At 57.0% G+C, this 23,170-nt stretch carries 19 protein-coding genes; 7 read left to right on the top strand and 12 right to left on the bottom strand.

The genetic code is table 11. The features are described 5' to 3' along the window. The first annotated feature begins 1 nt into the window (after position 1). Complete coding sequence (locus ABLV08_RS23040) at positions 2 to 1,042, top strand: NADP(H)-dependent aldo-keto reductase (RefSeq protein WP_015369921.1); 1,041 nt, start codon at positions 2 to 4, stop codon at positions 1,040 to 1,042. Between the two features lie 85 nt (positions 1,043 to 1,127). Here ABLV08_RS23040 and lplT read toward each other — a convergent pair whose 3' ends face one another. Together lplT and aas are read right to left on the bottom strand one after the other, a co-directional pair. Then, complete coding sequence (lplT, locus tag ABLV08_RS23035; RefSeq protein WP_020078036.1) at positions 1,128 to 2,321, bottom strand: lysophospholipid transporter LplT; 1,194 nt, start codon at positions 2,319 to 2,321, stop codon at positions 1,128 to 1,130. Continuing rightward, positions 2,314 to 4,473, bottom strand: a complete 2,160-nt coding sequence (gene aas, locus ABLV08_RS23030; protein ID WP_015703330.1) for a bifunctional acyl-ACP--phospholipid O-acyltransferase/long-chain-fatty-acid--ACP ligase — start codon at positions 4,471 to 4,473, stop codon at positions 2,314 to 2,316. The genes lplT and aas overlap by 8 nt, the downstream gene beginning before the upstream one ends. A 620-nt stretch (positions 4,474 to 5,093) precedes the next feature. Between aas and galR the strand changes: the two genes are divergently transcribed. Continuing rightward, positions 5,094 to 6,110, top strand: a complete 1,017-nt coding sequence (gene galR, locus ABLV08_RS23025) for an HTH-type transcriptional regulator GalR (protein ID WP_015703331.1) — start codon at positions 5,094 to 5,096, stop codon at positions 6,108 to 6,110. Here the strand turns inward: galR and ABLV08_RS23020 are convergent. Next, positions 6,071 to 6,550 carry a GNAT family N-acetyltransferase gene (locus tag ABLV08_RS23020; RefSeq protein WP_015703332.1) on the bottom strand — a complete coding sequence of 160 codons (480 nt, stop codon included), beginning with the start codon at positions 6,548 to 6,550 and terminating at the stop codon, positions 6,071 to 6,073. The genes galR and ABLV08_RS23020 overlap by 40 nt on opposite strands. 196 nt (positions 6,551 to 6,746) lie before the next feature. On the opposite strand from ABLV08_RS23020, the gene ABLV08_RS23015 reads away from it, so the two are divergent. After that, a complete protein-coding gene (locus ABLV08_RS23015; protein ID WP_162870437.1) occupies positions 6,747 to 7,748 on the top strand; it encodes a LacI family DNA-binding transcriptional regulator in 1,002 nt (333 codons plus the stop codon). Here the strand turns inward: ABLV08_RS23015 and lysA are convergent. Next, on the bottom strand, positions 7,741 to 9,003 hold the full coding sequence (gene lysA, locus ABLV08_RS23010; RefSeq protein ID WP_015369915.1) for a diaminopimelate decarboxylase: 1,263 nt from the start codon (positions 9,001 to 9,003) through the stop codon (positions 7,741 to 7,743). The two genes, ABLV08_RS23015 and lysA, sit on opposite strands and share 8 nt — an antisense overlap. A gap of 136 nt (positions 9,004 to 9,139) precedes the next feature. Between lysA and ABLV08_RS23005 the strand changes: the two genes are divergently transcribed. Further along, positions 9,140 to 10,066, top strand: a complete 927-nt coding sequence (locus tag ABLV08_RS23005; protein WP_015369914.1) for a LysR family transcriptional regulator — start codon at positions 9,140 to 9,142, stop codon at positions 10,064 to 10,066. On the opposite strand, the gene ABLV08_RS23000 is transcribed toward ABLV08_RS23005, so the two are convergent. From ABLV08_RS23000 to ABLV08_RS22985, 4 genes are all read right to left on the bottom strand, one after another. Then, on the bottom strand, positions 10,053 to 10,745 hold the full coding sequence (locus ABLV08_RS23000) for an aspartate/glutamate racemase (protein WP_348856292.1): 693 nt from the start codon (positions 10,743 to 10,745) through the stop codon (positions 10,053 to 10,055). The two genes, ABLV08_RS23005 and ABLV08_RS23000, sit on opposite strands and share 14 nt — an antisense overlap. 79 nt (positions 10,746 to 10,824) lie before the next feature. Further along, a complete protein-coding gene (locus tag ABLV08_RS22995; protein WP_020078031.1) occupies positions 10,825 to 12,180 on the bottom strand; it encodes a carbohydrate porin in 1,356 nt (451 codons plus the stop codon). Between the two features lie 109 nt (positions 12,181 to 12,289). Beyond that, positions 12,290 to 13,720, bottom strand: coding sequence for a glycoside hydrolase family 32 protein (locus tag ABLV08_RS22990; RefSeq protein WP_045387450.1), 1,431 nt, complete (start codon positions 13,718 to 13,720; stop codon positions 12,290 to 12,292). An 18-nt stretch (positions 13,721 to 13,738) separates the two neighbouring features. Continuing rightward, positions 13,739 to 14,980 (bottom strand): MFS transporter, encoded by a 1,242-nt coding sequence (locus tag ABLV08_RS22985; RefSeq protein ID WP_015703337.1) that lies wholly within the window; start codon positions 14,978 to 14,980, stop codon positions 13,739 to 13,741. A gap of 223 nt (positions 14,981 to 15,203) precedes the next feature. Here ABLV08_RS22985 and ABLV08_RS22980 point away from each other — a divergent pair, with 223 nt between their 5' ends. Continuing rightward, a complete protein-coding gene (locus ABLV08_RS22980) occupies positions 15,204 to 16,199 on the top strand; it encodes a LacI family DNA-binding transcriptional regulator (protein ID WP_042897666.1) in 996 nt (331 codons plus the stop codon). On the opposite strand, the gene ABLV08_RS22975 is transcribed toward ABLV08_RS22980, so the two are convergent. The 4 genes from ABLV08_RS22975 to ABLV08_RS22960 all read right to left on the bottom strand — a co-directional run bounded on the left by ABLV08_RS22975 (position 16,200) and on the right by ABLV08_RS22960 (position 21,206). Then, a complete protein-coding gene (locus tag ABLV08_RS22975; RefSeq protein ID WP_015369908.1) occupies positions 16,200 to 17,618 on the bottom strand; it encodes a sugar porter family MFS transporter in 1,419 nt (472 codons plus the stop codon). A 294-nt stretch (positions 17,619 to 17,912) separates the two neighbouring features. Continuing rightward, positions 17,913 to 18,674: a 2-dehydro-3-deoxy-D-gluconate 5-dehydrogenase KduD gene (gene kduD, locus ABLV08_RS22970; protein ID WP_015703339.1), complete on the bottom strand. Its 762-nt coding sequence runs from the start codon at positions 18,672 to 18,674 to the stop codon at positions 17,913 to 17,915. A gap of 366 nt (positions 18,675 to 19,040) precedes the next feature. After that, entirely contained in the window at positions 19,041 to 20,219 is a 1,179-nt protein-coding gene (locus tag ABLV08_RS22965; protein WP_015369905.1) for an acetyl-CoA C-acetyltransferase, read from the bottom strand. Positions 20,220 to 20,330: 111 nt separating this feature from the next. Continuing rightward, the gene (locus tag ABLV08_RS22960) at positions 20,331 to 21,206 is read right to left on the bottom strand and encodes a LysR family transcriptional regulator (protein WP_015369904.1); all 876 of its coding nucleotides are present in this window, start codon (positions 21,204 to 21,206) and stop codon (positions 20,331 to 20,333) included. A 102-nt stretch (positions 21,207 to 21,308) separates the two neighbouring features. Between ABLV08_RS22960 and ABLV08_RS22955 the strand changes: the two genes are divergently transcribed. After that, complete coding sequence (locus ABLV08_RS22955) at positions 21,309 to 21,770, top strand: multidrug/biocide efflux PACE transporter (protein ID WP_020078027.1); 462 nt, start codon at positions 21,309 to 21,311, stop codon at positions 21,768 to 21,770. Positions 21,771 to 21,909: 139 nt separating this feature from the next. Further along, positions 21,910 to 23,139, top strand: a complete 1,230-nt coding sequence (locus ABLV08_RS22950) for an amino acid permease (RefSeq protein ID WP_015369902.1) — start codon at positions 21,910 to 21,912, stop codon at positions 23,137 to 23,139. Positions 23,140 to 23,170: the final 31 nt, after the last annotated feature.

Genomic DNA, 23,170 nt, shown 5'->3' with positions numbered 1-23,170 from the left:
TATGCAGTATCACCGTATCCCACACAGTTCTCTTGAAATCAGCACGCTAGGGCTGGGCACAATGACGTTTGGTGAACAAAATAGCGAGGCCGACGCTCATGAACAGCTCGACTACGCCGTAAGTCAGGGAATTAACCTGATTGATGTCGCCGAAATGTATCCTGTCCCGCCGCGCCCGGAAACCCAGGGTCTGACCGAAACCTACGTCGGCAACTGGCTGGCGAAACGCGGCAACCGCGAAAAGCTGGTTATCGCCTCTAAAGTCAGCGGCCCGGCGCGCAATAACGACAGCAGCATTCGCCCGAACCACGCGCTGGATCGCAAAAACATTCGCGACGCGCTGCACGACAGCCTGAAGCGTCTGCAAACCGATTATCTCGACCTCTATCAGGTCCACTGGCCACAGCGCCAGACCAACTGTTTCGGCAAGCTGGGCTATACCTGGAGCGACTCCGCGCCGGTGGTCACCCTGCTCGATACGCTGGAAGCCCTCACCGAATTCCAGCGCGCCGGGAAAATTCGCTATATCGGCGTCTCTAACGAAACCGCTTTTGGCGTCATGCGCTATCTGCATCTGGCCGATAAGCACGACCTACCACGCATCGTCACGATTCAAAACCCGTACAGCCTGCTTAACCGCAGCTACGAAGTGGGGCTGGCGGAAGTGAGCCAATATGAGGGCGTTGAGCTGCTGGCGTATTCATGCCTGGCGTTCGGTACGCTGACCGGTAAGTACCTCAACGGCGCGCAGCCGGCTGGCGCACGCAATACGCTATTCAGCCGCTTTACCCGCTACAGCGGCGAGCAGGCGCAGAAAGCGGTGGCCGCTTATGTGGACATTGCCAAACGCCACAATCTCGATCCGGCGCAAATGGCGTTGGCCTTTGTGCGTCGCCAGCCATTTGTCGCCAGTACCCTGCTCGGGGCCACGACCATGGAGCAGCTCAAGACCAACGTCGAAAGTTTGCATCTTGAGCTGAGCGAAGAGGTGTTAGCGGAGATTGAAGCGGTGCATAAGGTATATACCTACCCAGCGCCTTAAGAGGATAAAACCCGGGTAGCGGCGTAAACGCCTTACCCGGGCTACTGGAGAGCAGACATTTGTGAGTCCGTCCCCCTCCGGGGCGTTATTTACGCCGTCCCCACCACCACAATGCGGCGATGGCTAGCGCAAAGACCGCGCCAAACCCTATCCCCACGCCAACCGGCGGGATCCCAACGCTGACCGCCAGCGAGTACAGCCCCAGCATAAGCAGCATCGCCACGTTTTCGCCGAGGTTCTGTACCGCAATGGCGTTACCTGCGCCAACGGTATGTTTCCCGCGCTCCTGCAGCAGCGCGTTCAGCGGCACAATAAAGAAGCCGCCGCACACACCGAGCAGTAGCAGCAGGCCAAATGCTGGCAATAGCGACTGCTGCACCGCGAAGGCAATCACCGCGACGCCAATCAATATCCCGGCGGGCATACAGCGCGAGACGGTTTCCAGCGTTACCAGCTTCGCCGCCGCGCCAGCACCAACCACAATCCCGACGGCGACCATCGCATTGAGGTAGGTCGGCATCGCGTTGCTGGTGATCCCAAGCGCTACGGGCACCCAAATCACCAGCAGGAAGCGCAGCGTCACCCCCGCGCCCCAAAACAAGCTGGTGCCCATCAACGAGAAACGCGTTTCGCTATTACGCCACAGCGTTTTACAGGCGCTGAAGAAGCTATGGGTCATCGGCCTGAAACGCCACGACTGCCCAGGACGAGCCGCCGGTAGTTTCGGGATCCACAGGTTAGCGACCACCGCGCCGCCATAAACCAGCGCACAAACGATAAGCGCCGCCAGCACGTGCCAGTCCGCAAGAATGCCGCCCGCCATCGACCCTAGCAGGATCGCCGCGATGGTCGACGACTCCATCAGTCCGTTAGCCTTCACTAACTTATCGCCGGTGGTCAGTTCGCCCAGAATACCGTATTTCGCCGGCGAATAGGCCGCCGCGCCAACACCCACCAGCGTATAACCGATAAACGGATTGACGCCAAAGCAAATACACCCGGCGCCGAGCAGCTTCAGGCCGTTAGCGACCATCATCACCCGGCCTTTGGCGAAGCTATCGGCAAACTGACCGACAAACGGCGCAAAGAGAATGTAAGCGCCCACAAACAACATCTGCAACACCGGCTGGCTCCACTCCGGATAGTAGAGCTGTTTCATCAGCGCCAGGGTGGCGAACAGCAGCGCATTATCGCCGAAGGCCGACAGGAACTGGGCGCAGATCACCGCCATCATCCCTTTCGAGTACAGTGAAGCGTTAGTGTGCACTGACTCACTCATTTGAATGCTCCGCCTCTTCTACCATGCCTTTCAGGGTGACAAAGTCCGGCTTGCCGCTGCCCAGTACCGGCAGCTGTTTCAGCCAACGAATATCGCGCGGCACCGCCAGTTCCGGTACGCCATGTTCACGTGCGTAGCGCAACAGCTTTTCACGATTGAGTTCATTATCGGTGGTAAACAGCACCAGCGCCTCGCCTTTGCTGGCGTCCTGCTTAATGGCCGTGGCGTGCATTTTGTCTGGCGAGACCGCCAAAGCGACCTGCTCGACCATCTCCAGCGAGACCATCTCGCCGGCGATTTTGGCGAAGCGCTTGGCGCGGCCCTGAATACGAACGTAGCCCTGCTCGTCAAAGACGACGATATCGCCGGTGTCGTACCAGCCGCTCTCCACTTCACCGTACTGGTTTTCCGCCGTCGGCGCTTCCAGCACGCCGGGGTTTTCTACCCGCAGATAGCCTTTCATGATGTTAGGCCCTTTTAACTGCAGTCGGCCTCCCTGTTCGATGCCCGGCATCGCCAGCAATCGGGCATCCATCCCCGGAAGAATGCGCCCGACGGTGCCGACTTTCGCCGCCATCGGGACGTTGATGGAGACCACCGGCGCGCATTCGGTCACGCCGTAGCCTTCAAGGATGCGCAGACCAAATTTGTCCTGCCACAGCTGCTTGGTGCTGTCCTGCAGTTTTTCCGCCCCTGCCACCACATAGCGCAGGCGATAAAAATCATACGGGTTGGCAAAGCGGGCATAGTTGGCGAGGAAGGTTGAGGTGCCGAACAAAACGGTACAGTTACGATCGTAAACCAGCTCCGGCACCACCCGATAGTGCAGCGGGCTTGGATAGAGGAATACTTCCGCGCCGGTGAATAGCGGCGTCAGCAGGCCGACCGTCAGGCCGAAGGAGTGGAAAAGCGGCAGCGCCGACATAAAGCGGTCGTTGGCGGTAAAATCGGCGATGGTTTTAATCTGTTCGACGTTAGCCAGCAGGCTTTTATGGCTATGCACCACCCCTTTTGGATTCCCCTCCGAGCCGGAGGTAAAGAGGATCATCGCCGCATCTTCCGGCTGCTGCTTGACCTGCGCCAGACGCGGCGCCAGCAGATGGCCAAATATCCACAGCTTGTCGGCAGTAGTGACATCGCCTTTCAGATCTTCCAGAAACACCCAGCGCACCTGAGTCAACTGCTCAGGCAGGTGCCAGAGTTTGCCCTTATCGAGGAAGGTACGGGAGGTAAAAATGGTTTTGATTTCCGCGGCGGTAATCGCGCTGCTGAGTCCTTTGACGCCGGCGGTATAGTTCATCATTGCCGGGATTCGCCCGCGGGCAATCGCGCCGAAGATCACCGCCGCGCTGATACCGGCGTTAGGCAGCATCAGGCCGATTTTCTCGCCCTGCGCGCTGTATTTTTCCAGAATACGCGCGACGAACAGCGTTTTGGTCAACAGTTTACGGTAGGTATCCGGCTGGAAATTAATATCTTCCACGCAGTTTTTGCGCGCGCCAAAGCGGTCCTGCGCCGCCAGTAGCGACTCATATAACGTTTCACGCGGGCGCACCGCCATTCGCGCTTCCATCATGATCTGGTGCAGCATTTCGCCGGCGATTTTTCGCCGATCGCGGGCGCGCGGCGCCTCCGGCATCGGCAGATGCGTCGGCGGCAGTAAATGGAGCTGAATACGCGGGAACAGGCGGCGTTTTACCAGCCCCTTCAGGCGGCTGAATGGCGTAAGTTCGGCGCCTTCAATTCGCAGCGGCACAATGGTCGCTTTCGACTTCGCCGCCACGAACGCCGCGCCGTCATAGATTTTCATCAGCGAACCGCTGACCGAAATACGCCCTTCCGGGAAGATAACCACCGGGCGTCCCTGCTCAATCAAGCGCACCAGATGCTTAATTGACATCGGTTTGGTGGGGTCCAGCGGAACAAAGTCGATAAGCGGCGTCAGCGCCCGCATAAACCAGCGCTGGCTAATCGACGTATAGACCGCAAACACCGGCCGCACAGGCAGAAAGAGCGCCAGTAAAATACCGTCGAGAAATGAGACATGATTGGGCGTTATTAATACTTTTTCCTGATAAAGCGCCTGAGTGTCTCCGGTCAATCGCACCCGGTACAATCCTTTGAACAGTAATCGAAAAAATCCCAACAGCATAACGACTCCGCGTGGCTGATTTAGTAATCCAAGCAGGTTACATGAGAAGGCGGGGAAAAGCAGTGTGGGGGATAAAATTCAGAATAAAAAAAACCTGCGCATCCGCGCAGGCCGGTGCAAGATAATCAGTACGAAGTGCGTACTTAAGAAACTCACCAATCAATACCTCTGGGACCCTGATTGTCGCGTTTTCCCCCGCGATCGCGCCAGCGCGAAAACGCAAGGGAATGAGCCTAAGTGCAACCAGGTATTACGATTCTCGCTATCTGTAACAGCATGAATAACAGGCAAAAAAAAACCTGCGCATCTGCGCAGGTTGGTGTAATTAAGTGGTCAACATGACGTTGACTCCACCTATCAATACCTCTGGGATAGCCAGAGTATCAATGCATCACTCAACGAAACCAGCGAACATTCGCAACAGCTAATCGCAAAGTGTAAGCAAAGATGAGAATTCTCTTTTCACCGTTGCATCCCACGCATTGTGCTGTGTAACTTTGTCACTGCTAATCTCTGTCTGCGTCACATTTGTATCAACCAGAATAGCGGTAGCCTTGAATCCGCTGCGCTTTCCCGTAACATAACTATTATGTAAACGCTTACCCTAAAAAAGGTCCGGTATGGCGACAATTAAGGATGTAGCCCGACTCGCAGGAGTGTCCGTCGCTACCGTCTCACGCGTTATCAACAACTCGCCAAAAGCGAGTGAAGCCTCTCGTCAGTCGGTGACGGCGGCGATGGAAACCCTGAACTACCACCCCAACGCCAACGCCCGCGCGCTGGCGCAGCAGTCAACGGAAACCATCGGCCTGGTGGTGGGCGACGTTTCCGATCCCTTCTTCGGCGCGATGGTCAAAGCCGTCGAGCAGGTGGCCTACAGCACCGGTAATTTTTTGCTTATCGGCAACGGCTACCACAACGTGCAAAAAGAACGTCAGGCGATTGAACAGCTAATCCGTCACCGCTGCGCGGCGCTGGTGGTGCACGCCAAAATGATCCCCGACGACGAGCTGGCGGGGCTGATGAAACAGATCCCCGGCATGGTGTTAATTAACCGCATCGTGCCGGGTTTCGAGCAACGCAGCGTGGCGCTCGATGACCGCTACGGCGCCTGGCTGGCGACGCGCCATCTGATTCAGCAGGGCCACAGCCGCATTGGCTATATCTGCTCCAACCACGCGATTTCCGATGCTGAAGACCGGCTGCAGGGTTATTACGATGCCCTGAAGGAGAGCGGCCTGGCCGTCAACGACCGGCTGGTCACCTTCGCCGAACCCGACGAAAGCGGCGGCGAGCTGGCGATGACCGAGCTATTAGGCCGCGGCAGAAACTTTACCGCCGTCGCCTGTTACAACGATTCAATGGCCGCCGGCGCGATGGGGGTGCTCAACGATAACGGTATCGAGGTGCCGCAGGAAATTTCGCTGATTGGCTTCGATGATGTGCTGATCTCGCGCTACGTGCGCCCCCGCCTGACCACCGTACGTTATCCGATCGTCACCATGGCGACCCAGGCGGCGGAGCTGGCCCTGGCACTAGCAGAACAGCGTCCGGCGCCGGAAATCACTCACCTCTTCAGCCCGACGCTGGTGCGCCGTCACTCGGTGATAACGCCCGCGGAAAGTGACAAGTCATAGCGGTACAGACTCACGGCGGTGGCCGGGTAATCCAGGCCCTCGCCGATATATCGCCAGCCAAAGCGCTCATAAAAATCGCGGCAGGCGGAATAGAGATAAAGCTGCGGATAACCGCACTGGCGGGCATAGTCGATGACGTGCCGCTGCAGCTTCCCGGCCAGCCCCTGCCCGCGCGCCGTTTCGGCGACAAAGAGCGCCGCCATCCATGGAAACAGATCCTGACGGCTTATCAAATCGCAACGCCACAGCCCCACGGTACCCAGCAGCGCCTCGCCATCGGTGGCGATAAAGGTCAGCGGCAGCGCCCCCGGCGTTTGGCTATGTTCAACAATACTGCTAAAAAACGCCTGCGGTAAGGCATCGCCGGCAAAAGCCTGCCATAACCACTCCGCCACCTGCGGCCCATGCTGCGGCGCGGCGTACAACGGTTGAATCTGCATTTTTTCCCCCTGTGAATCGATGAATTCTAGCGCGCCGCTCGCGCCCGCGCATCAGGGGTCGGAAAATGCCTTCAACAGGATTTCCGCAAAAAGCGTGATCGCGATAGTCTTTGCCGTCGTCAGGCTCATATCCCTCTGAATGACTGTGGTAAACTGCGCCAAATCACGGGTTATCAGGAATCGACGAATGGCAACAATGCTGGATGTCTCAATACGCGCAGGCGTCTCGAAAGCGACGGTTTCCCGCGTGTTGAACGGCACAGGTCAGGTAAAAGAGAGTACCCGCCAACAGGTATTCAAAGCGATGGAAGAGCTGGGCTACCGGCCTAATTTTCTCGCCCGCTCGCTGGCGAATCGCACCAGCAACAGCATTGGACTGGTGGTATCGACATTCGACGGTTTTTACTTTGGCCGCTTGCTGCAACAGGCGTCGCGCCAAACGGAAGCCTGGGGCAAACAGCTTATCGTCACCGACGGCCACGATGCGCCCGAACGGGAAGAAGAAGCGGTACAAATGTTGGCCGACCGTCAGTGTGACGCCATCGTGCTCTACACCCGCCATATGAGCGAACAGAAAATTATGTCGCTTATCGAAACCATTGAAACGCCGCTGGTGGTGATTAACCGCGACGTTAGCCAGGCGCGGGAACGCTGCGTGTTCTTTGAACAGCAGGAGGCGGCGTTTCAGGCCGTCGACTATCTGATCTCCCAGGGGCATCGCGATATCGCCTGCCTGACCGTACCAATGCATACCCCAACGGGTAAAGCGCGCCTGGCGGGCTACCGCAGCGCCCTGGAAAAGCACGGAATTGCGTGGGAACCGACGCGGGTCAAGTACGGCGATTCAACGATGACCCGCGGTTATGAGCTGTGTCGGGAATTATTAGAAGAGAAAACGCCGTTTAGCGCGCTGTTCTCCTGTAACGATGATATGGCGTTGGGCGCCTCGAAAGCGCTGCATCAGGCGGGGCTGCGCATTCCGCAGGACGTATCGCTCTTCGGCTTTGACGACGCTCCTAGCGCGAAGTGGCTGGAGCCCGGATTATCAACGGTCTACCTGCCGATCGACAATATGATCACCACCGCCATCGACCAGGCGATTAAGCTCGCCAACGAACAGCCGATCGAAACCATCCCGCCGTTCACCGGTACGCTGGTACTGCGTGAATCGGTGACGACGGGGCCATTCTTTAAATAAGCTCCAGCGCCAGCAGTTCTTCAATGGTCTGGCGACGGCGAATCAGGCGCGCGCTGCCGTTATCAAACAGCACTTCCGGTAGTAGCGGGCGGCTGTTGTAGTTTGAAGACATCGATGCGCCGTAGGCGCCGGTGTCGTGCAGCACCAGGTAATCGCCCGGCGCCACCGCCGGCAGCAGGCGAGTTTCCACTTTGCCGCCCTCCTGCTGGGTAAAGACGTCGCCGGATTCGCACAGCGGCCCCGCGACCACGGTTTCCAGCTGCGGCTCGCCGCTCAGGTCGCGCCCGTCCGCCGCCAGCGCGGTAATATGATGATAGCTGCCGTACATGGCCGGGCGCATCAGATCGTTAAAGCCGGCGTCGATCAGCACGAAGTGGCGGCTGCCCATCTCTTTCACGCTACGCACCTGCGATACCAGCACGCCGGACTCCGCCACCAGGAAACGCCCCGGTTCAATCTCCAGCTTCACCGGATGCCCCAGATGTTTGGCGATCTGCTCGCGCGCCGCATTCCACAGGCCAAAGTAGTGATCGGTATCGATCGCCTCTTCGCCTTCGTGATATGGGATCGATAAACCGCCGCCGGCGGAGATCGCCTGCAGATCCTGACCAAACTCCACCACCTGGCGCACCATCGCGCCGCATACTTGCTCAAGATGACCGTAATCAACGCCGGAGCCGATATGCATATGGATGCCGACCAGCTGCAGCGAATGGCGGCGAATCACCTCCAGCGCCTGCGGCAGCTGGCTGAACCAGATACCGTGTTTGCTGTTTTCGCCGCCGGTATTGGTCTTCTGGCTGTGGCCATGACCAAATCCCGGGTTGACCCGTAGCCAGACGCGGTGACCCGGCGAGACTTCGCCCAGTTGGCTAAGCATATCCACGGATCCGGCATTCACTGGGATCTGTAATGCTTTCACCCGCTCAAGGGTCGCACGATCGATCAGATCGGCGGTAAAGACGATATCGTCCGGGTGCTGCACGGGATCGTAACCTGCCGCCAGCGCGCGTTCGATCTCGCCAAGCGACACCGAATCCACCTTCACGCCCTGCTCGCGCATCAGACGCAGAATATGAATATTGGAGCAGGCCTTCTGCGCAAAACGCACCACGTCAAACTGGCTAAGTTGGGCAATCTGGCGGCGGATAATCTGCGCGTCATAGACCCATACCGGGCAGCCGAACTCAGCGGGCAGGCGCAGTAGATTGTCGGCGGTCAGATCGGTATCGGTGGCGTTCAGCGAGCGTGGCATAAGGACTCCGGTGCGTACGTGTGTTTGTCGATGTTTTTTCCGATTACGCCACAGCGGGAAGAGAATAAAAAATATCGTTTTATCGCGAGTCTATGCAAAAATGATATGGCTATCTGATGCTAACCGGGAGCCGCCCATGCCTGCCGTCAACTTACGCCATATTGAGATTTTCCACGCGGTGATGACCACCGGCAACCTAACCGAAGCGGCGCGGATGCTGCATACCTCGCAGCCGACGGTCAGCCGTGAACTGGCGCGTTTTGAGAAAGTGCTGGGCTTAAAGCTGTTTGAGCGCGCCCGCGGCCGTCTGCAGCCGACGGTGCAGGGGCTGCGACTGTTTGAAGAAGTACAGCGCTCGTGGTACGGGTTGGATCGCATCGTTAGCGCCGCGGAGAGCCTGCGCGAATTCCGCCAGGGGGAGCTGTCGGTAGCCTGTCTGCCGGTCTTTTCGCAGTCATTTCTGCCGCTGCTGCTGCAGCCGTTCCTGGCGCGCTATCCGGACGTCAGCCTGCAGATCGTGCCGCAGGAGTCGCCGCTGCTGGAGGAGTGGCTGTCCGCCCAGCGCCATGATTTGGGGTTAACGGAAACGCTGCATACGCCGGCCGGCACCGAGCGCACGCCGCTGCTGACCTTAAATGAAGTCTGCGTGCTGCCACAAAATCACCCGCTGGCCGCGAAAACCGAACTCACCCCCGCCGACTTTCACGGCGAAAACTATATCAGCCTGTCGCGCACCGACAGCTATCGTCAGCTGCTTGATGCGCTATTTATGGAGCACCAGGTGAAAAGACGGATGGTGGTTGAAACCCACAGCGCGGCGTCGATCTGCGCGCTGGTGCGCGCCGGAGCGGGCATTTCGGTGGTTAACCCGCTCACCGCCCTCGACTACGCTGAGAGCGGCGTGGTGGTGCGGCGCTTCAGCGTCGATGTGCCCTTTACCGTCAGCCTAATCCGCCCGCTACATCGCCCCGGTTCCGCGCTGGTCGACGCCTTTGTCCAGCATCTGCAAACCAGCCTGCCGCGTATCGAACAGCCGCTGGCGGCGGTACTTAAGAGAGCATAAATTCCACCGCGTCGGCGGCATGGATCGCCGCGGTATCAAATACCGGCAGCGGACTACTCGTTTCCGGTACCAGCAGGCCGATTTCGGTGCAGCCGAAGATAACGCCTTCCGCCCCCTGTGCCACCAGCGCCTCGATGACCTGCAGATAATAGTCGCGCGAGGCGTCGCTAAAGGTGCCGAGGCAGAGCTCATCAAAGATAATCTGATTGATGCGCGCCCGATCTTCGGCCTGCGGGATCAGCGTCTCAATGGCAAACTGCTGCTGTAGACGGCCGCGATAAAAATCCTGCTCCATGGTGTAGCGGGTGCCCAATAGCGCGACCCGACGCTGGCCTTTAGCGCTGATAGCCCGCCCGGTGGCGTCGGCGATATGCAGGAACGGCACCTCGCAGCGGGCTTCAATCGCATCAGCCACCTTATGCATGGTGTTGGTGCACAGCACGATGCCCTCGGCGCCGGCCTGCTGTAACCCCAGCGCCGCCGCGGCGAGGATCTCGCCGGCGCGATCCCACTCCCCTGCCGACTGGCAGGCTTCAATCTCATGAAAATCAACGCTATGTAGCAACAGGCTGGCGGAATGCAGGCCGCCGAGCCGCGCTTTAATGCCTTCATTAATTAACCGGTAATAGGGAATGGTGGATTCCCAGCTCATGCCGCCCAGCAGGCCGATGGTTTTCATTATCTGCTCCTTTATGGTTTGCTCCAGTGAAGCAAACCTGCCGATAACTTTCCACTGTTGCTGTTGGGCGGCGACCTCATCAGAAGAAATATTTAAAGCGCACGCGCGCGCCGTAGCGTTCGTCGTCGTTCCCGCTCTGCTGGGCCGACGAATCCAGCCATGAGGCATAGGCGCCGAGATAAATATTAAAGTTCGGCATATCCATGATATTCGGCAGTTGCCAGGAGGCATGGATCGTGTGGATGTCATAGCGGCCCGGCGTCAGAATCGCGCAGTCGCCATCGCACTCGCCGCTGACCCCCGCCATGTTGAACTGGTCGATTTTGTTGTGCGCGTAGATATATCCCAGCTCGACGCGATGCCACAGCGCGTTGATACCGGCGCTGAAATCCTCTTCATCCGCCGCGTCCAGATAAGCGGTGCTGAGATTCACCACCATGCCATCCTCGGCATCGGTTTTCAGCGTATTCCAGCTCATGGTCAGACCGTAGCCGGTACGGCTGGACTGATCGACCCAGCGTCCGTTCTGGTTTTGATAACCATAGGCATTATTCACCAGGTTGCTCTCTACCGCCGCCGCCACTGACCACGGCCCGGACTGCCAGGCCGCCACCGGCCGCACATAGACCACGTTTTTATGATTTTCGAGCGCGTTGCCGTGGTAGTTTTGATCGACAAACAGCGAGCTACCGTCTTCCACCAGCGTGTTGAGCTCAAAGTACCAGTTATCGAGGTATTTGCTCAGCAGGAAATTACCGCCGCTGCTGCTACGCCCGCGCCCCTCTTTCATCATGTAGATATAACCGTAACCGTCGCTATAGAGATCGTTGGCGGTATTACCAGAATATTCAATAAACGTATCCTGATTCAGCGGGAACATATCGTAAGCTTCAAAGCGCCCGATTTTTATTTTCCAGTCATTTTCCTGACCAAAGAAAAATACGGCATCATCAAGATTCATTTTTCCGGTCATATCCGCCAGCGGTTGTACGCTAAAGCCGGAGTATTTCCCATTAGCGCCTTTGCGTAAGCCATCAAACCCTAACAAAATACGCCCATTAATATCCCAGCGCTCTTTATCCCCCGGCGCCCAGTTCTTATTCGCGCTGGTTTTTACCGAGGTCAGGCTGCCGGTTCGGCTGGCGCCATCCATATTAAATTCAACATCACCGTAAAATTTTAAATCGACATCTTTATTCACCGCCAGCGCGGGCGCGGCAACCGTCGCGGGCGCAGGTGCACTGCTTTTAGCCGTCGCGCGCTCCTGCTGCTTCAGTTCGCGGATTTCCGCCTCGGCGTTTTGCGCCCGCTGCTCGGTGGCTTTTAAGCGCTGCTCCATCTGCGCCAGACGCTCCTCAAGCGAAAGCGTTTGCTGCGCGCCGGCAGCGGGAATAAATAAAGACGAGATAAGACATCCAACCCAGATTTTATTCATCGTTAGACCCTGCTTATTATATATTAAAGGTATTGTTTTATTATTTTGGTGAATATTAAATAACCCGCCAGCGTTTGCTTACGGGTTATTCAGGTTAATGATTATTTAATTAGAGGTTCCATGCTCCGCCATCAATTAATGCCGCGCTACCGCTCCAGGAAAATAAAACTAATTCTCTGTGCTGCGCGTCAGGATAAATACGGCTGCTGAGGCAGGCTTCGCCGTCATTGACGAAAACCTCAACGGATGAGCTATCGAAAAATAACCTCAGCTTCAGCGCCGAACCGGCTGGTAACGGAACGCTGCGGGTGCCGCACAAACCATATTGCGGATAGCGGCGCTCCAGTACCAGCCGCTGCATCTGATTGTCGACATATACCTTCAACCCTTCGCCAAAGCTCAAACCGTACTGCTCGGCGCCGCTATTGGCCATATCCCAATGCAGGTTGACCTCCATGGTTTCGCAGCGCTCTACCATCGTCAGCTGCTGATTCTTCAACGAACTGACCGGCCACGGGAACCAGTCGCGGCGCAGGCCTTCCACCTCTTTTGCCGGACGCATCAGTAACCGATTATTCGCGCCGAGGCTTAACTCGCGCGGCAGCGAGAGCATACCGGCCCAACCGTCCTGCTGCTCCGGCAGCGGCGACTCCCACATATCCAGCCAGCCGATCACGATTCGTCGGCCATCGGGGGTGAGGAAGCTTTGCGGCGCATAGAAATCGTGACCGCTGTCGAGTTCGACAAACGCCTCTTCGCGGACAAAAGGTTGCCCCGGCTGCCAGTCCCCCAGCAGATAGCCGCTCTGGAATAAATTGCGCCGGACAAAGCCGTCCGCGGCCATCCCCTGCGGCGAGAACATCAGCACCCGCTTGCCATCGAGTTCAAAGAAATCCGGGCACTCCCACATGTAGCCCATCCCCGCTTCGGCCTGGGCAAGAATACCGGCGTCCTGCCAATGGCGCAGGTCGTCAGAACGGTACAACCGCACCTGGCCGACGTCGTCTACCCGCGCGCCGACCACCATGTACCAGCTTTCACCTTCACGCCATACTTTCGGGTCACGAAAATGGTGCATCCCCGGCGGGGTATCAATGATCATCCCCTGGCGCTCAAAATGGATGCCGTCGCGGCTGGTCGCCAGGCACTGCACCTGGTACAGGTTATTTTCATCCGCGGGATCGCCATGAAATTTATGGCCGGTGTAGATGAGTGCCAGCGTATCGCCATCAACCACCGCCGAGCCGGAGAAACAGCCGTCTTTATCTTCCGGCCCTTCCGGCGCCAGCGCCACCGGCAGGTGTTCCCACTGCACAAGGTCCTTGCTGCGCGCGTGGCCCCAGTGCATCGGCCCCCACTGGTTTGAATACGGGTGGTGCTGATAAAACGCGTGGTACCAGCCGTCGAACCATACCAGCCCGTTGGGGTCGTTGATCCAACCGGCACGGGCCGCCAGGTGATAACGCGGATACCAGCGCGGGTTGAGATCCACGCTTTTCGCCTGCAGTTCCCGCTCCGCGTTACTAATGGAATAGATCATATTCATTTCTCTTTTCAGTCAGATAGTGGATGGCTGCGACATGAGCGAATCCGAAGAGGCCTTATTGGATCGCAGCAGGAAGATGGAGATGAAGGTGGTGCAGAACACCAGCAGTCCCATGATCAAATAGGAGTCGGCGAAGCCGTATTTTTCGTAGCTATAGCCCGCCAGCGGCGACAGTACGGTGGCGATGACCGAACTGGTGCAGGCGAAACCAACCAGGTACAGGGTGGAAGAAAGGCGTTTATCAAAGTTCAGGCTGTTGTATTTGAAGATGGACACCAGCAGCACCGGCAATTCCACGGCGTGCAGCAGTTTCGTAATCGAGATCAGTACAGGGCCTTCCACCAGCCCGGAGGCCACCATGCGCATCGCCATCACCATGCCGGCGAAGATCAGGCCGTTTTTCGCGCCGATGCGATTGACCAGCCACGGGGCGCAGAACATTCCCGCCGCTTCGAGGAACACCTGGAAGGAGTTGAGATAGCCATACATGGCGTTCCCTTCATGGAGCGTGGCGAACTGCGAGGAGAAGTAGACCGGAAACTGCTGGTCGTAAACGCCGTAAATACAGGTGCCAACGACGAAAAACACCAGCGCCCAAAAGCGCGGCAGCGTCAGCAGGCGCAGCGCGTCTTCCAACGTGACTTTACCGCCACTGACCGCCTCCTGCATGGCGTGCGGCGCTGAAGAGACCTTAAGCCGCGCCAGCAGCATGAAGAAAACCAGACCAGAACAGCTGGCGACGGCGAAGTTCAGTTGTGGGTTAATGTTGAACAGCAGCCCAGCGAAAAAGGTCGCCACCGCCCAGCCCAGCGATCCCCACATCCGCGCTTTGCCGAATTCAAACTGGCTTTGCCGCGCTACGCGCTCGGTATAGGACTCCAGCACGCCAATGCCGCCGTTAAAGGTCAGGCCGATATAGATGCCGCCAAAAATACTGCCGAGCAGCACGTTGATTTTCAGCAGATAGCCAAACAGCAGATAGGCCGGGCCGGAAAGGATCAGTAAGACGGTGATATACCAGAGTAAATTTTTGCGCAGCCCCAGTTTATCCTGGATAAAGCCGTAGCAAATCTGGGCGAATAGCGCCGAGACCGACAGCACCGCGTAGATAATGCCGGTATCCCCGGCTTTCAGCCCCACTTCCTGATGTAGCCAGATGGAAAGCAGCGAGCCGGAAGAAGACCAGGTAACAAAAAAGAAAAACAGTAAGGCACTGAGTAAGGGGTAGCTGTGAGAGTGATGCATCTTCATCATGACATTCTCGTGTTGGAGTAATGCGCAAATGGTAACGTTAACAAAAAACAACTCTCATCTGGTTTTGTGACGATTCATGATGTTAATCACAAAAGTTAACGTTAACATAATGGAGATGAGATCGCGATCAACTATTCCTCGCCATGCTTCACCATCAGGCTGGGATAGACTATCGTATGATCCTTTTACATCAGCGACTTAGTTGTATACCGGAGTAATCACCATGGCATCCCTGAAAGATGTAGCGAAGCTAGCCAACGTCTCACTGATGACGGTATCCCGCGCGCTGAACAGCCCGGAGCGCCTGAAGGCGGAAACGCTTGCCCGCGTACAGGCGGCTATCGAACAGACCAATTACGTCCCCGACCTGTCGGCGAAGAAAATTCGCGGCGCCCGGGCAACCCCAAGCACCATCGGCGTACTGGCGCTGGACACGGTGACCACCCCATTCTCGGTAGAGATAACGCTCTCTATCGAAGAGACGGCGCGGGCCCACGGCTGGAACAGCTTTGTGGTTAACATGTTCTCGGATGACAATCCAGATGCCATCCTTGACCTGCTGCTTTCCCACCGCCCGGACGGCATCATTTACACCACCATGGGGCTACGCCAGGTTCCGCTACCGGCGAAATTGTTGACGCTGCCCTGCGTGCTGGCCAACTGCGAAAGCCTGAACGAGAACGTCGCCAGCTATATTCCGGACGATGAGCAAGGCCAGTACGACGCGGTGAAAGCGCTGCTGGCCGCCGGCTATCGCCGCCCGCTCTGTTTGCATCTTCCGGCCAGGCATCTGGCGACGATACGCCGCCGACAGGGGATGGAACGCGCCTGCCGCGAGGCGCAGGTCGATCCGGATACGCTCGATCACTGCTATATGACCTACGGTGACGAACACTATCGCGATATTCCCGGCCAGCTGCTGGCCCATATTGATCAGGGTAAACCGCGGTTTGATTCCGTAGTGTGCGGTAACGATCGTATCGCTTTTATGGTCTACCAGACGTTGCTGGCGCAGGGCTTGCGAATCCCTGAAGATGTGGCGGTGGTGGGTTATGACAACATGGTGGGGATTGGCGATCTGTTCCTGCCGCCGCTGTCAACGGTGCAGTTACCGCATTATGAAATTGGCCGCCTGAGCGCCCTGCATATTATTAACAGCGACAGCCATCGGGATACCATTAAGGTTCCCAGCCCGTGGCTGCCGCGCGAATCCGTGTGATCAGTTGCCGATGTTACGCAGCTTTTCCCCGGACATCAGCTTGCGTTCGATATGTTCAAGCGTCACGTTTTTGGTTTCCGGGATCAGCCAGAAGGTCACGCCGATAAACGCCACGTTCAGCGCGGTATAGAGCCAGAACGTGCCTGCCGCGCCAATCGCGTCCAGCAGCGTCAGGAAGGTCGCGCCAATAATCATGTTCGACACCCAGTTGGTGGTGGTCGAACAGGTGATGCCGAAGTCGCGGCATTTTAGCGGCTGGATCTCAGAGCAGAGGATCCACACCACCGGCGCGGCGCTCATCGCGTATCCGGCAATACACATCATGGTCATTCCCACCGATAGCCAGGAGAGGCCGCTGCCGGCGGTACCGTTATCAAACTGCATCAGGCAGTAGCCCAGCACCAGGGTGCCCAACGCCATCACGCTAAAGCCGATTTTCAATGCCGGTTTACGCCCGGCCTTATCAACGGTAAACACCGCGATAAAGGTGGCGAACATGAAGGTCAGGCCGACCACCAGCGTGGCGATCATCTGCTGCTCGGTGGTGGTAAAGCCGGCCATTTTGAAGATCCGCGGCGCGTAATACATGATGATATTCATGCCGGTAAACTGCTGCATCGCCTGCAATAACATGCCAAGGAATACCGCCCGACGCACGTTGCGGTTCACTTTGAACAGCGCCCAGCCGCCCTGCTTGAGCTTCAGGCTTTCGCGGATTTCATTCAGCTCATCGCGCGCCTTTTCCGAGGTATCGCGCAGCATGCGCAGCACTTCTTCGGCCTCGATATGGCGGCCTTTTTCCGCCAGCCAGCGCGGACTGTTAGGCAGAAACACCACCAGGATAATCAGCAATACCGCCGGCAGCGCCAGCACGCCAAGCATCGCCCGCCAGTTGCCGCTGTAGCTGAAGGCGGTATCGGATAAGAAGGCCAGCACGATGCCAAGCGTGACCATCAACTGATACATGCTGATCATCTTGCCGCGAACGTTTTCGCTTGCCATTTCAGAAAGATAGAGCGGCGCGGTATAAGAGGCGATACCGACGGCGACGCCAAGGACAATACGCGCAGCCAGCAGCATCTCGACGCTGGTGGCGAATGCCGAGCCGATAGAGCCCGCCACAAATAGCACCGCGCCAACCATCAAACTGTATTTACGGCCAAGACGGAAAGAGAGCCAGCCGTTGAACAGCGCGCCGATCGCCGCGCCAAGCATCATACTGCTGACCACCCACTCCTGCAGACGGCTGGATAAAACGAAATGATCGGTGATGAAAGGTAGCGCCCCGGCAATCACGCCGATATCAAGGCCGAATAACAAACCCGCCACCGCGGCGGCAATGGAGACAAACTGGTTCATGCGCCGGGTGTTGCGCTGCGCATTGGGGAGTAAACCCGGATCGGTGGTCAATGAAGTCATTTTTTTCCTGCCTCAACAGAGTATGCGTGCAGTGAAAGTACGGGATCGCAGGGCTAAGGTGTCAGGCGGGAGATGGCGAAGATATGGATAAAACGGCTGGCAGCATTGTTTTTGTGATGGACATTAAACTTTATCTTATGCAAAAAATGCTGTCCGATCGTCAAAACAACCCTGATGAATGGCGAGTATTTTATTTTCCATTACTAACGAGTATGGATTATTTAAACCTCATGATATGGACGATCATTGTTCAGAAAACAACCCGCCGGTTGGCGGGTTGTTCGACTATGTCTGTTAGCGCGCCAGCCAACCGCCATCTACCGCCACGGTGTAGCCGTTGATGTAATCGGATGCGCTGGAGGCGAGAAACACCACCGGCCCCATTAAATCGCTCGGCAGGCCCCAGCGGCCGGCCGGGATACGGTCGAGAATTTCCGCGCTGCGCTGTTCATCGGCGCGTAACTGCTGGGTATTGTTGGTTGCCATGTAGCCGGGGGCAATGGCGTTAACATTGATATTATGCTTTGCCCATTCATTGGCCAGCAGGCGAGTTACGCCCATGACGCCGCTTTTCGAGGCGGTGTAGGACGGCACGCGGATCCCGCCCTGGAACGACAGCATGGAGGCAATATTGATGATCTTGCCGCCGTTACCCTGAGCGATGAAGTGCTTCGCCGCGGCCTGAGACATGAAAAAGACGCTTTTGATGTTCAGGTTCATCACGTCATCCCAGTCCTTCTCGCTGAATTCGATAGCATCCTGACGGCGGATTAGCCCCGCGTTATTGACCAGAATATCGATGTGGCCAAATTCCGCCACCGCGCGCTCAAGCAACTGCGGAATACCATCTATCTGCCGCAGGTCAGCGGTGAGGCTCAAAAAACGACGCCCCAGCGCGGTAACGCGCTCGATGGTTTCCGTCGGCTCAACGATATTAATACCGACGATATCGCAGCCCGCTTCCGCCAGCCCAACCGCCATGCCCTGGCCTAAACCGGTGTCGCAGCCGGTCACTACCGCGACTTTCCCCTGAAGAGAGAATGCATCAAGAATCATATCTGGTTCCTTTCTTTCACGGCCTGCTCACCACAGGCAAGGTTCTGAGGCTAAGAAGAACTCCTGGGGCATCCCCATCATAAAAATAAAACAGAGTTCCGTTTTGCTGATGGTCACATAGTAGACCGCTGAAAAATCATTTTCAACGACAATTAAAACAACGTTTCATTTTTTATGATTAAAAATGATAAAAACGCAAAACGGATCACATCGCCAGGAGCTAGCAACCTGTACAAAAGCTATAAATCCAGTGAGTTAGGTTATCTTTGAAAAATAACCGCGAAGAGAGAAAATCGGAGAGAAAAACGAAGAAAAGAAGATCGGCGAGGAAGTTGGACATCGCGCCGAAGACGGCGCGAGATCGTATTATGCGCGCTCCACCGCCAGCGCAACGCCCTGACCGCCGCCGATACACAGCGTCGCGAGCCCTTTACGCGCATCGCGCTTGATCATTTCATGTACCAGCGACACCAGAATACGGCAACCGGACGCGCCAATCGGATGGCCCAGGGCGATAGCCCCGCCGTTAACGTTAACCCGCCGTTCATCCCACTCCAGCACTCTGCCAACGGAGATCGCCTGGGCGGCAAAAGCTTCATTAGCTTCGATTAAGTCAACCTCATCCAGCTGCCAGCCCGCGCGCTCAAGGCAGCGCCGGGTGGCATGTACCGGCGCGATACCCATTAGCGCCGGATCGACGCCGACGCTGGCGAAGGCGCGAATGCGCGCCAGAATCGGCAGCCCCAGCTCCTGGGCCTTTGATTCGCTCATCATCATTACCGCCGCCGCGCCATCGTTAATACTCGATGCATTACCCGCGGTCACCGACCCAAGCTGGTCGAAGGTGGGCATCAGGCTGGCTAACCCTTCAGCGCTGGCATCCATCCGCGGCTGCTCGTCGGTATCCACCAGCCGTTGACTGCCGTTATGCTCGGTGGCGACCGGCACGATTTCATCGCGAAACCGCCCGGAGTCTATCGCCCGCCGCGCTTTTTGCTGCGAGCTAAGCGCCCAGGCGTCCTGTAGTTCACGGCTGATCCCATACTCCCGCGCCAGATTTTCCGCCGTTACGCCCATATGGTAGTCATTGAAAGCGTCCCACAGCCCATCATGCACCAGGCTGTCGATAAGCTGGCTATTGCCCAGCTGCGCGCCGGTTCGGCTGTCGGTAAGCACATGCGGCGCGCGGCTCATGTTTTCCTGACCGCCGGCGATCACTACATCCGCTTCGCCGCATTGGATGGCCTGAGTCGCCAGGTGCAGCGCTTTCAGCCCGGAGCCACAAACGTCGTTGATGGTGATCGCCGAGACGGTATTCGGCAGCCCGCCGCGGATCGCCGACTGACGCGCCGGATTCTGCCCGGTGCCCGCAGTCAGCACCTGACCGAGGATCACTTCATCAATGCACTGCGGATCGATTCCGCTCCGCTCGACTAACGCCTTCACCACCACGCTGCCCAATTCCACCGCCGAGTGACGCGCCAGCGTTCCCTGAAAACAGCCGATAGGCGTACGCAACGCGCCGACGATCACGACATCTTTCATCCTTTACCTTCTGCGCAAAGAACCATCAATAGATGCCGTTATAGTAGAGAATTGTTATCAAAAAATTTCGCAATTGTTTAAAAAAAGTGAGGCGGTTCACAAAGTTCGCCGTCACGACTCGCGGCCTTGCCCTTCAAGGTGTTGGCGCAGCCAGCTGCCCGCTTCCCCCAGCGGCGTACGCTTGTTCCATAGCAGATCCACCGAGATCGACCGCGGCCAGCCGGCGATATTCAACGCTTTAAGCTTGCCGCTACCGGCGAACTCTTCCACCAGCGCGCAGGGCAAAATACACCAGCCAAAGCCCTGCACCGCCATACTCAGCAGCAGCAAATAGTTGGGCGCCGACCATACCTGGCCGCGCGAGGGGTCCGGCGCGCTCTCAAGATAAGTGCTAAGCCGCAGTTCACGCCAGCCGTGCAGATCATCCCAGAAAACCCGCCCCTGACCGGCCAGCGGATGCCCCGGCGCAACATAAATCCCCATCGCCGTTTGCAACGGCAGGCGCATGCTGCCGATCTCCATCGGATAGCTGTCCCGGGCTTCGATAAGCCCCACCTGAGCGCGCTCTTTTTGCAGCAGATCCACCACGTCTTCATCTTCGCCAATCAGACATTCAAACTCGGTATGCGGAAAACGCCGATCGAACTGTTCCAGCAAATCCTCCAGTACATCCGGGTGCAGGGTATCCGACAAGACGAAGGTCAGCCGCGGTTCGGTATTGCCGGATAACGAACTGGCGAGCTCATCCAGCCGCGAACTGGCGGCCAGTATTGCTTTCACATAGCCCAGCACCTGCTCGCCCTGCGCGGTTAGCGTCGGCTGGCGAGTGGAACGATCGAAGAGAGTCAACCCCAGGTCGGTTTCAAGATTCGAAATCGCGGTACTGATGGTGGACTGGCTTTTACGCATCCGCCGGGCGGCGGCGGAGAACGAACCGCTGGCGGCGGCTTCTACAAAGGCGGTGAGAGCTTCGGGAGAATAGTGCATAACCTATCTACTTTATCGATGGAATCTATCTTTTGTTTATCACATTTTTCCATAAAATGCCGGGTAAATCTGGATGACAGAACTGACAAGAGGTATCCCAAAATGAAAACCAATCACCTGCAGCGTAAGACACTGCTGGAACGCGTACTCCACGCGGTGAGCTTTGAAGGTCTCGCCACGTTAATTCTGGCCCCCACCGCCGCCTGGTTAATGCAGCGATCGGTGGTCGAAATGGGCGGCTTGAGCATTCTGCTCGCCACCATGGCGATGGTCTGGAACCTGATCTATAACGCCGCCTTCGACCGTCTGTGGCCAGTTTCACGCCTGGCGCGCACGCTGCGGGTGCGCGCGCTGCACGCCATCGGCTTTGAGTGCGGCTTTATCATCATCGGCGTCACCGTCGTCGCGCTGGTGCTTGGCGTGTCGCTGGTGCAGGCATTTATGCTGGAAATCGGCTTTATGCTGTTCTTCCTGCCCTACACCATGTTCTTTAACTGGGCGTGGGATACGCTGCGCGTGCGCGTCCTGAAGTATCGCCAGCCGCAGAGTCTGCCGAATAGTTAACGTTCTCGATCGCGCGGATCGCCTAACCCTTTGGCGATCCGCAGGTTTATTTATCGCCGAAAACTATCACCGCAAACGATTCATAAATGTGGTAAATTGCACTCCTTTTTTTGGGTTATACGGTTGATAAATTCGCATAATGTCTAAAATTTGGTCTAAAGAAGAAACTCTATGGAGTTTTGCTCTATATGGCACTGCCGTAGGCGCCGGCACCCTATTCCTGCCGATTCAACTCGGTTCGGCCGGCGCCATCGTGCTGTTCCTTACCGCTTTGGTTGCCTGGCCGTTAACCTACTGGCCGCACAAAGCGCTGTGTCAATTCATCCTGTCGGCCAAAGTGGCGGCCGGTGAAGGGATCACCGGCGCGGTCAATCATTACTACGGCAAAAAAGTCGGCAATCTGATCACCAGCCTGTACTTTCTCGCCTTCTTCGTAGTGATCCTGATCTACGCCGTGGCAATCACTAATTCGCTGGCTGAACAACTGGCGAGACACGTGGCGATGACTCCTGGCGTACGCGCTCTGCTGAGCCTCGCCGTGGTGCTGGTACTGAATCTGATCTTCCTGATGGGGCGTCATATGACCATCAAAGTGATGGGATTCCTCGTCTTCCCGCTGATTGGCTGTTTCCTGTTCCTCTCCATCTACCTGATTGGCAGTTGGCAACCGGAACACCTCACCAGTCAGATGCAGCTGAACGCAAAGACCTGGCACCAAATCTGGATCTCGATTCCCGTGATGGTTTTCGCTTTTAGCCATACGCCGATTATTTCGACCTTCGCTATCGATCAGCAGGAGAAATATGGTGAGCTGGCCATGGGTAAATGCAAAAAAATCATGAAGGTGGCCTACACCATCATCTGCGCCAGCGTGCTGTTTTTTGTCTTCAGTTGCCTGCTGTCCATTCCGCTGCCGTACATCGAAGCCGCGCGTAATGAAGGGGTGACGATTCTCTCTGCGCTCTCCATGGCGCCGGGCGCGCCGGGCTGGCTTGCAGTGACCGGCATTATCGTCGCGGTGGTCGCGATGTCGAAATCGTTCCTCGGCACCTATTTTGGGGTGATCGAAGGCGCCAGCGAAATCGTTAAAACCTCGCTCGGCCAGCTCGGCATTCGTAAGAGCCGCGCCTTTAACCGCGCCATGTCGATTATGCTGGTCTCGGCGCTGACCTTTATCGTCTGCTTTATCAATCCGAACGCCATCTCGATGATTTACGCCATCAGCGGCCCGCTTATCGCCATGATTCTGTTCATCATGCCGACGTTGTCGACGTATATCATTCCGGCGCTCAAGCCCTACCGTTCGCTGGGTAATCTCATTACCTTAATCGTCGGCCTGCTCTGCGTCTCGGTGATGTTCTTCAGTTAAATCGCTCTCGCGGCGACGCCTTCAGCGTCGC

The organism is Klebsiella sp. CN_Kp088 (assembly GCF_040064335.1).
GTDB classification, from domain to species: domain Bacteria; phylum Pseudomonadota; class Gammaproteobacteria; order Enterobacterales; family Enterobacteriaceae; genus Klebsiella; species Klebsiella aerogenes.
Note: the sequence above shows the minus strand (reverse complement) of the source record. Positions and strands in the feature narration are given on the sequence as shown.

Bases quoted from the DNA above. Each gene is read 5' to 3' on its own strand.
- ABLV08_RS23040 (WP_015369921.1), top strand. From the start codon at position 2: ATGCAGTATCACCGTATCCCACACAGTTCTCTTGAAATCAGCACGCTA.
- lplT (WP_020078036.1), bottom strand. From the start codon at position 2,321: ATGAGTGAGTCAGTGCACACTAACGCTTCACTGTACTCGAAAGGGATG.
- aas (WP_015703330.1), bottom strand. From the start codon at position 4,473: ATGCTGTTGGGATTTTTTCGATTACTGTTCAAAGGATTGTACCGGGTG.
- galR (WP_015703331.1), top strand. From the start codon at position 5,094: ATGGCGACAATTAAGGATGTAGCCCGACTCGCAGGAGTGTCCGTCGCT.
- ABLV08_RS23020 (WP_015703332.1), bottom strand. From the start codon at position 6,550: ATGCAGATTCAACCGTTGTACGCCGCGCCGCAGCATGGGCCGCAGGTG.
- ABLV08_RS23015 (WP_162870437.1), top strand. From the start codon at position 6,747: ATGCTGGATGTCTCAATACGCGCAGGCGTCTCGAAAGCGACGGTTTCC.
- lysA (WP_015369915.1), bottom strand. From the start codon at position 9,003: ATGCCACGCTCGCTGAACGCCACCGATACCGATCTGACCGCCGACAAT.
- ABLV08_RS23005 (WP_015369914.1), top strand. From the start codon at position 9,140: ATGCCTGCCGTCAACTTACGCCATATTGAGATTTTCCACGCGGTGATG.
- ABLV08_RS23000 (WP_348856292.1), bottom strand. From the start codon at position 10,745: ATGAAAACCATCGGCCTGCTGGGCGGCATGAGCTGGGAATCCACCATT.
- ABLV08_RS22995 (WP_020078031.1), bottom strand. From the start codon at position 12,180: ATGAATAAAATCTGGGTTGGATGTCTTATCTCGTCTTTATTTATTCCC.
- ABLV08_RS22990 (WP_045387450.1), bottom strand. From the start codon at position 13,720: ATGATCTATTCCATTAGTAACGCGGAGCGGGAACTGCAGGCGAAAAGC.
- ABLV08_RS22985 (WP_015703337.1), bottom strand. From the start codon at position 14,980: ATGATGAAGATGCATCACTCTCACAGCTACCCCTTACTCAGTGCCTTA.
- ABLV08_RS22980 (WP_042897666.1), top strand. From the start codon at position 15,204: ATGGCATCCCTGAAAGATGTAGCGAAGCTAGCCAACGTCTCACTGATG.
- ABLV08_RS22975 (WP_015369908.1), bottom strand. From the start codon at position 17,618: ATGACTTCATTGACCACCGATCCGGGTTTACTCCCCAATGCGCAGCGC.
- kduD (WP_015703339.1), bottom strand. From the start codon at position 18,674: ATGATTCTTGATGCATTCTCTCTTCAGGGGAAAGTCGCGGTAGTGACC.
- ABLV08_RS22965 (WP_015369905.1), bottom strand. From the start codon at position 20,219: ATGAAAGATGTCGTGATCGTCGGCGCGTTGCGTACGCCTATCGGCTGT.
- ABLV08_RS22960 (WP_015369904.1), bottom strand. From the start codon at position 21,206: ATGCACTATTCTCCCGAAGCTCTCACCGCCTTTGTAGAAGCCGCCGCC.
- ABLV08_RS22955 (WP_020078027.1), top strand. From the start codon at position 21,309: ATGAAAACCAATCACCTGCAGCGTAAGACACTGCTGGAACGCGTACTC.
- ABLV08_RS22950 (WP_015369902.1), top strand. From the start codon at position 21,910: ATGTCTAAAATTTGGTCTAAAGAAGAAACTCTATGGAGTTTTGCTCTA.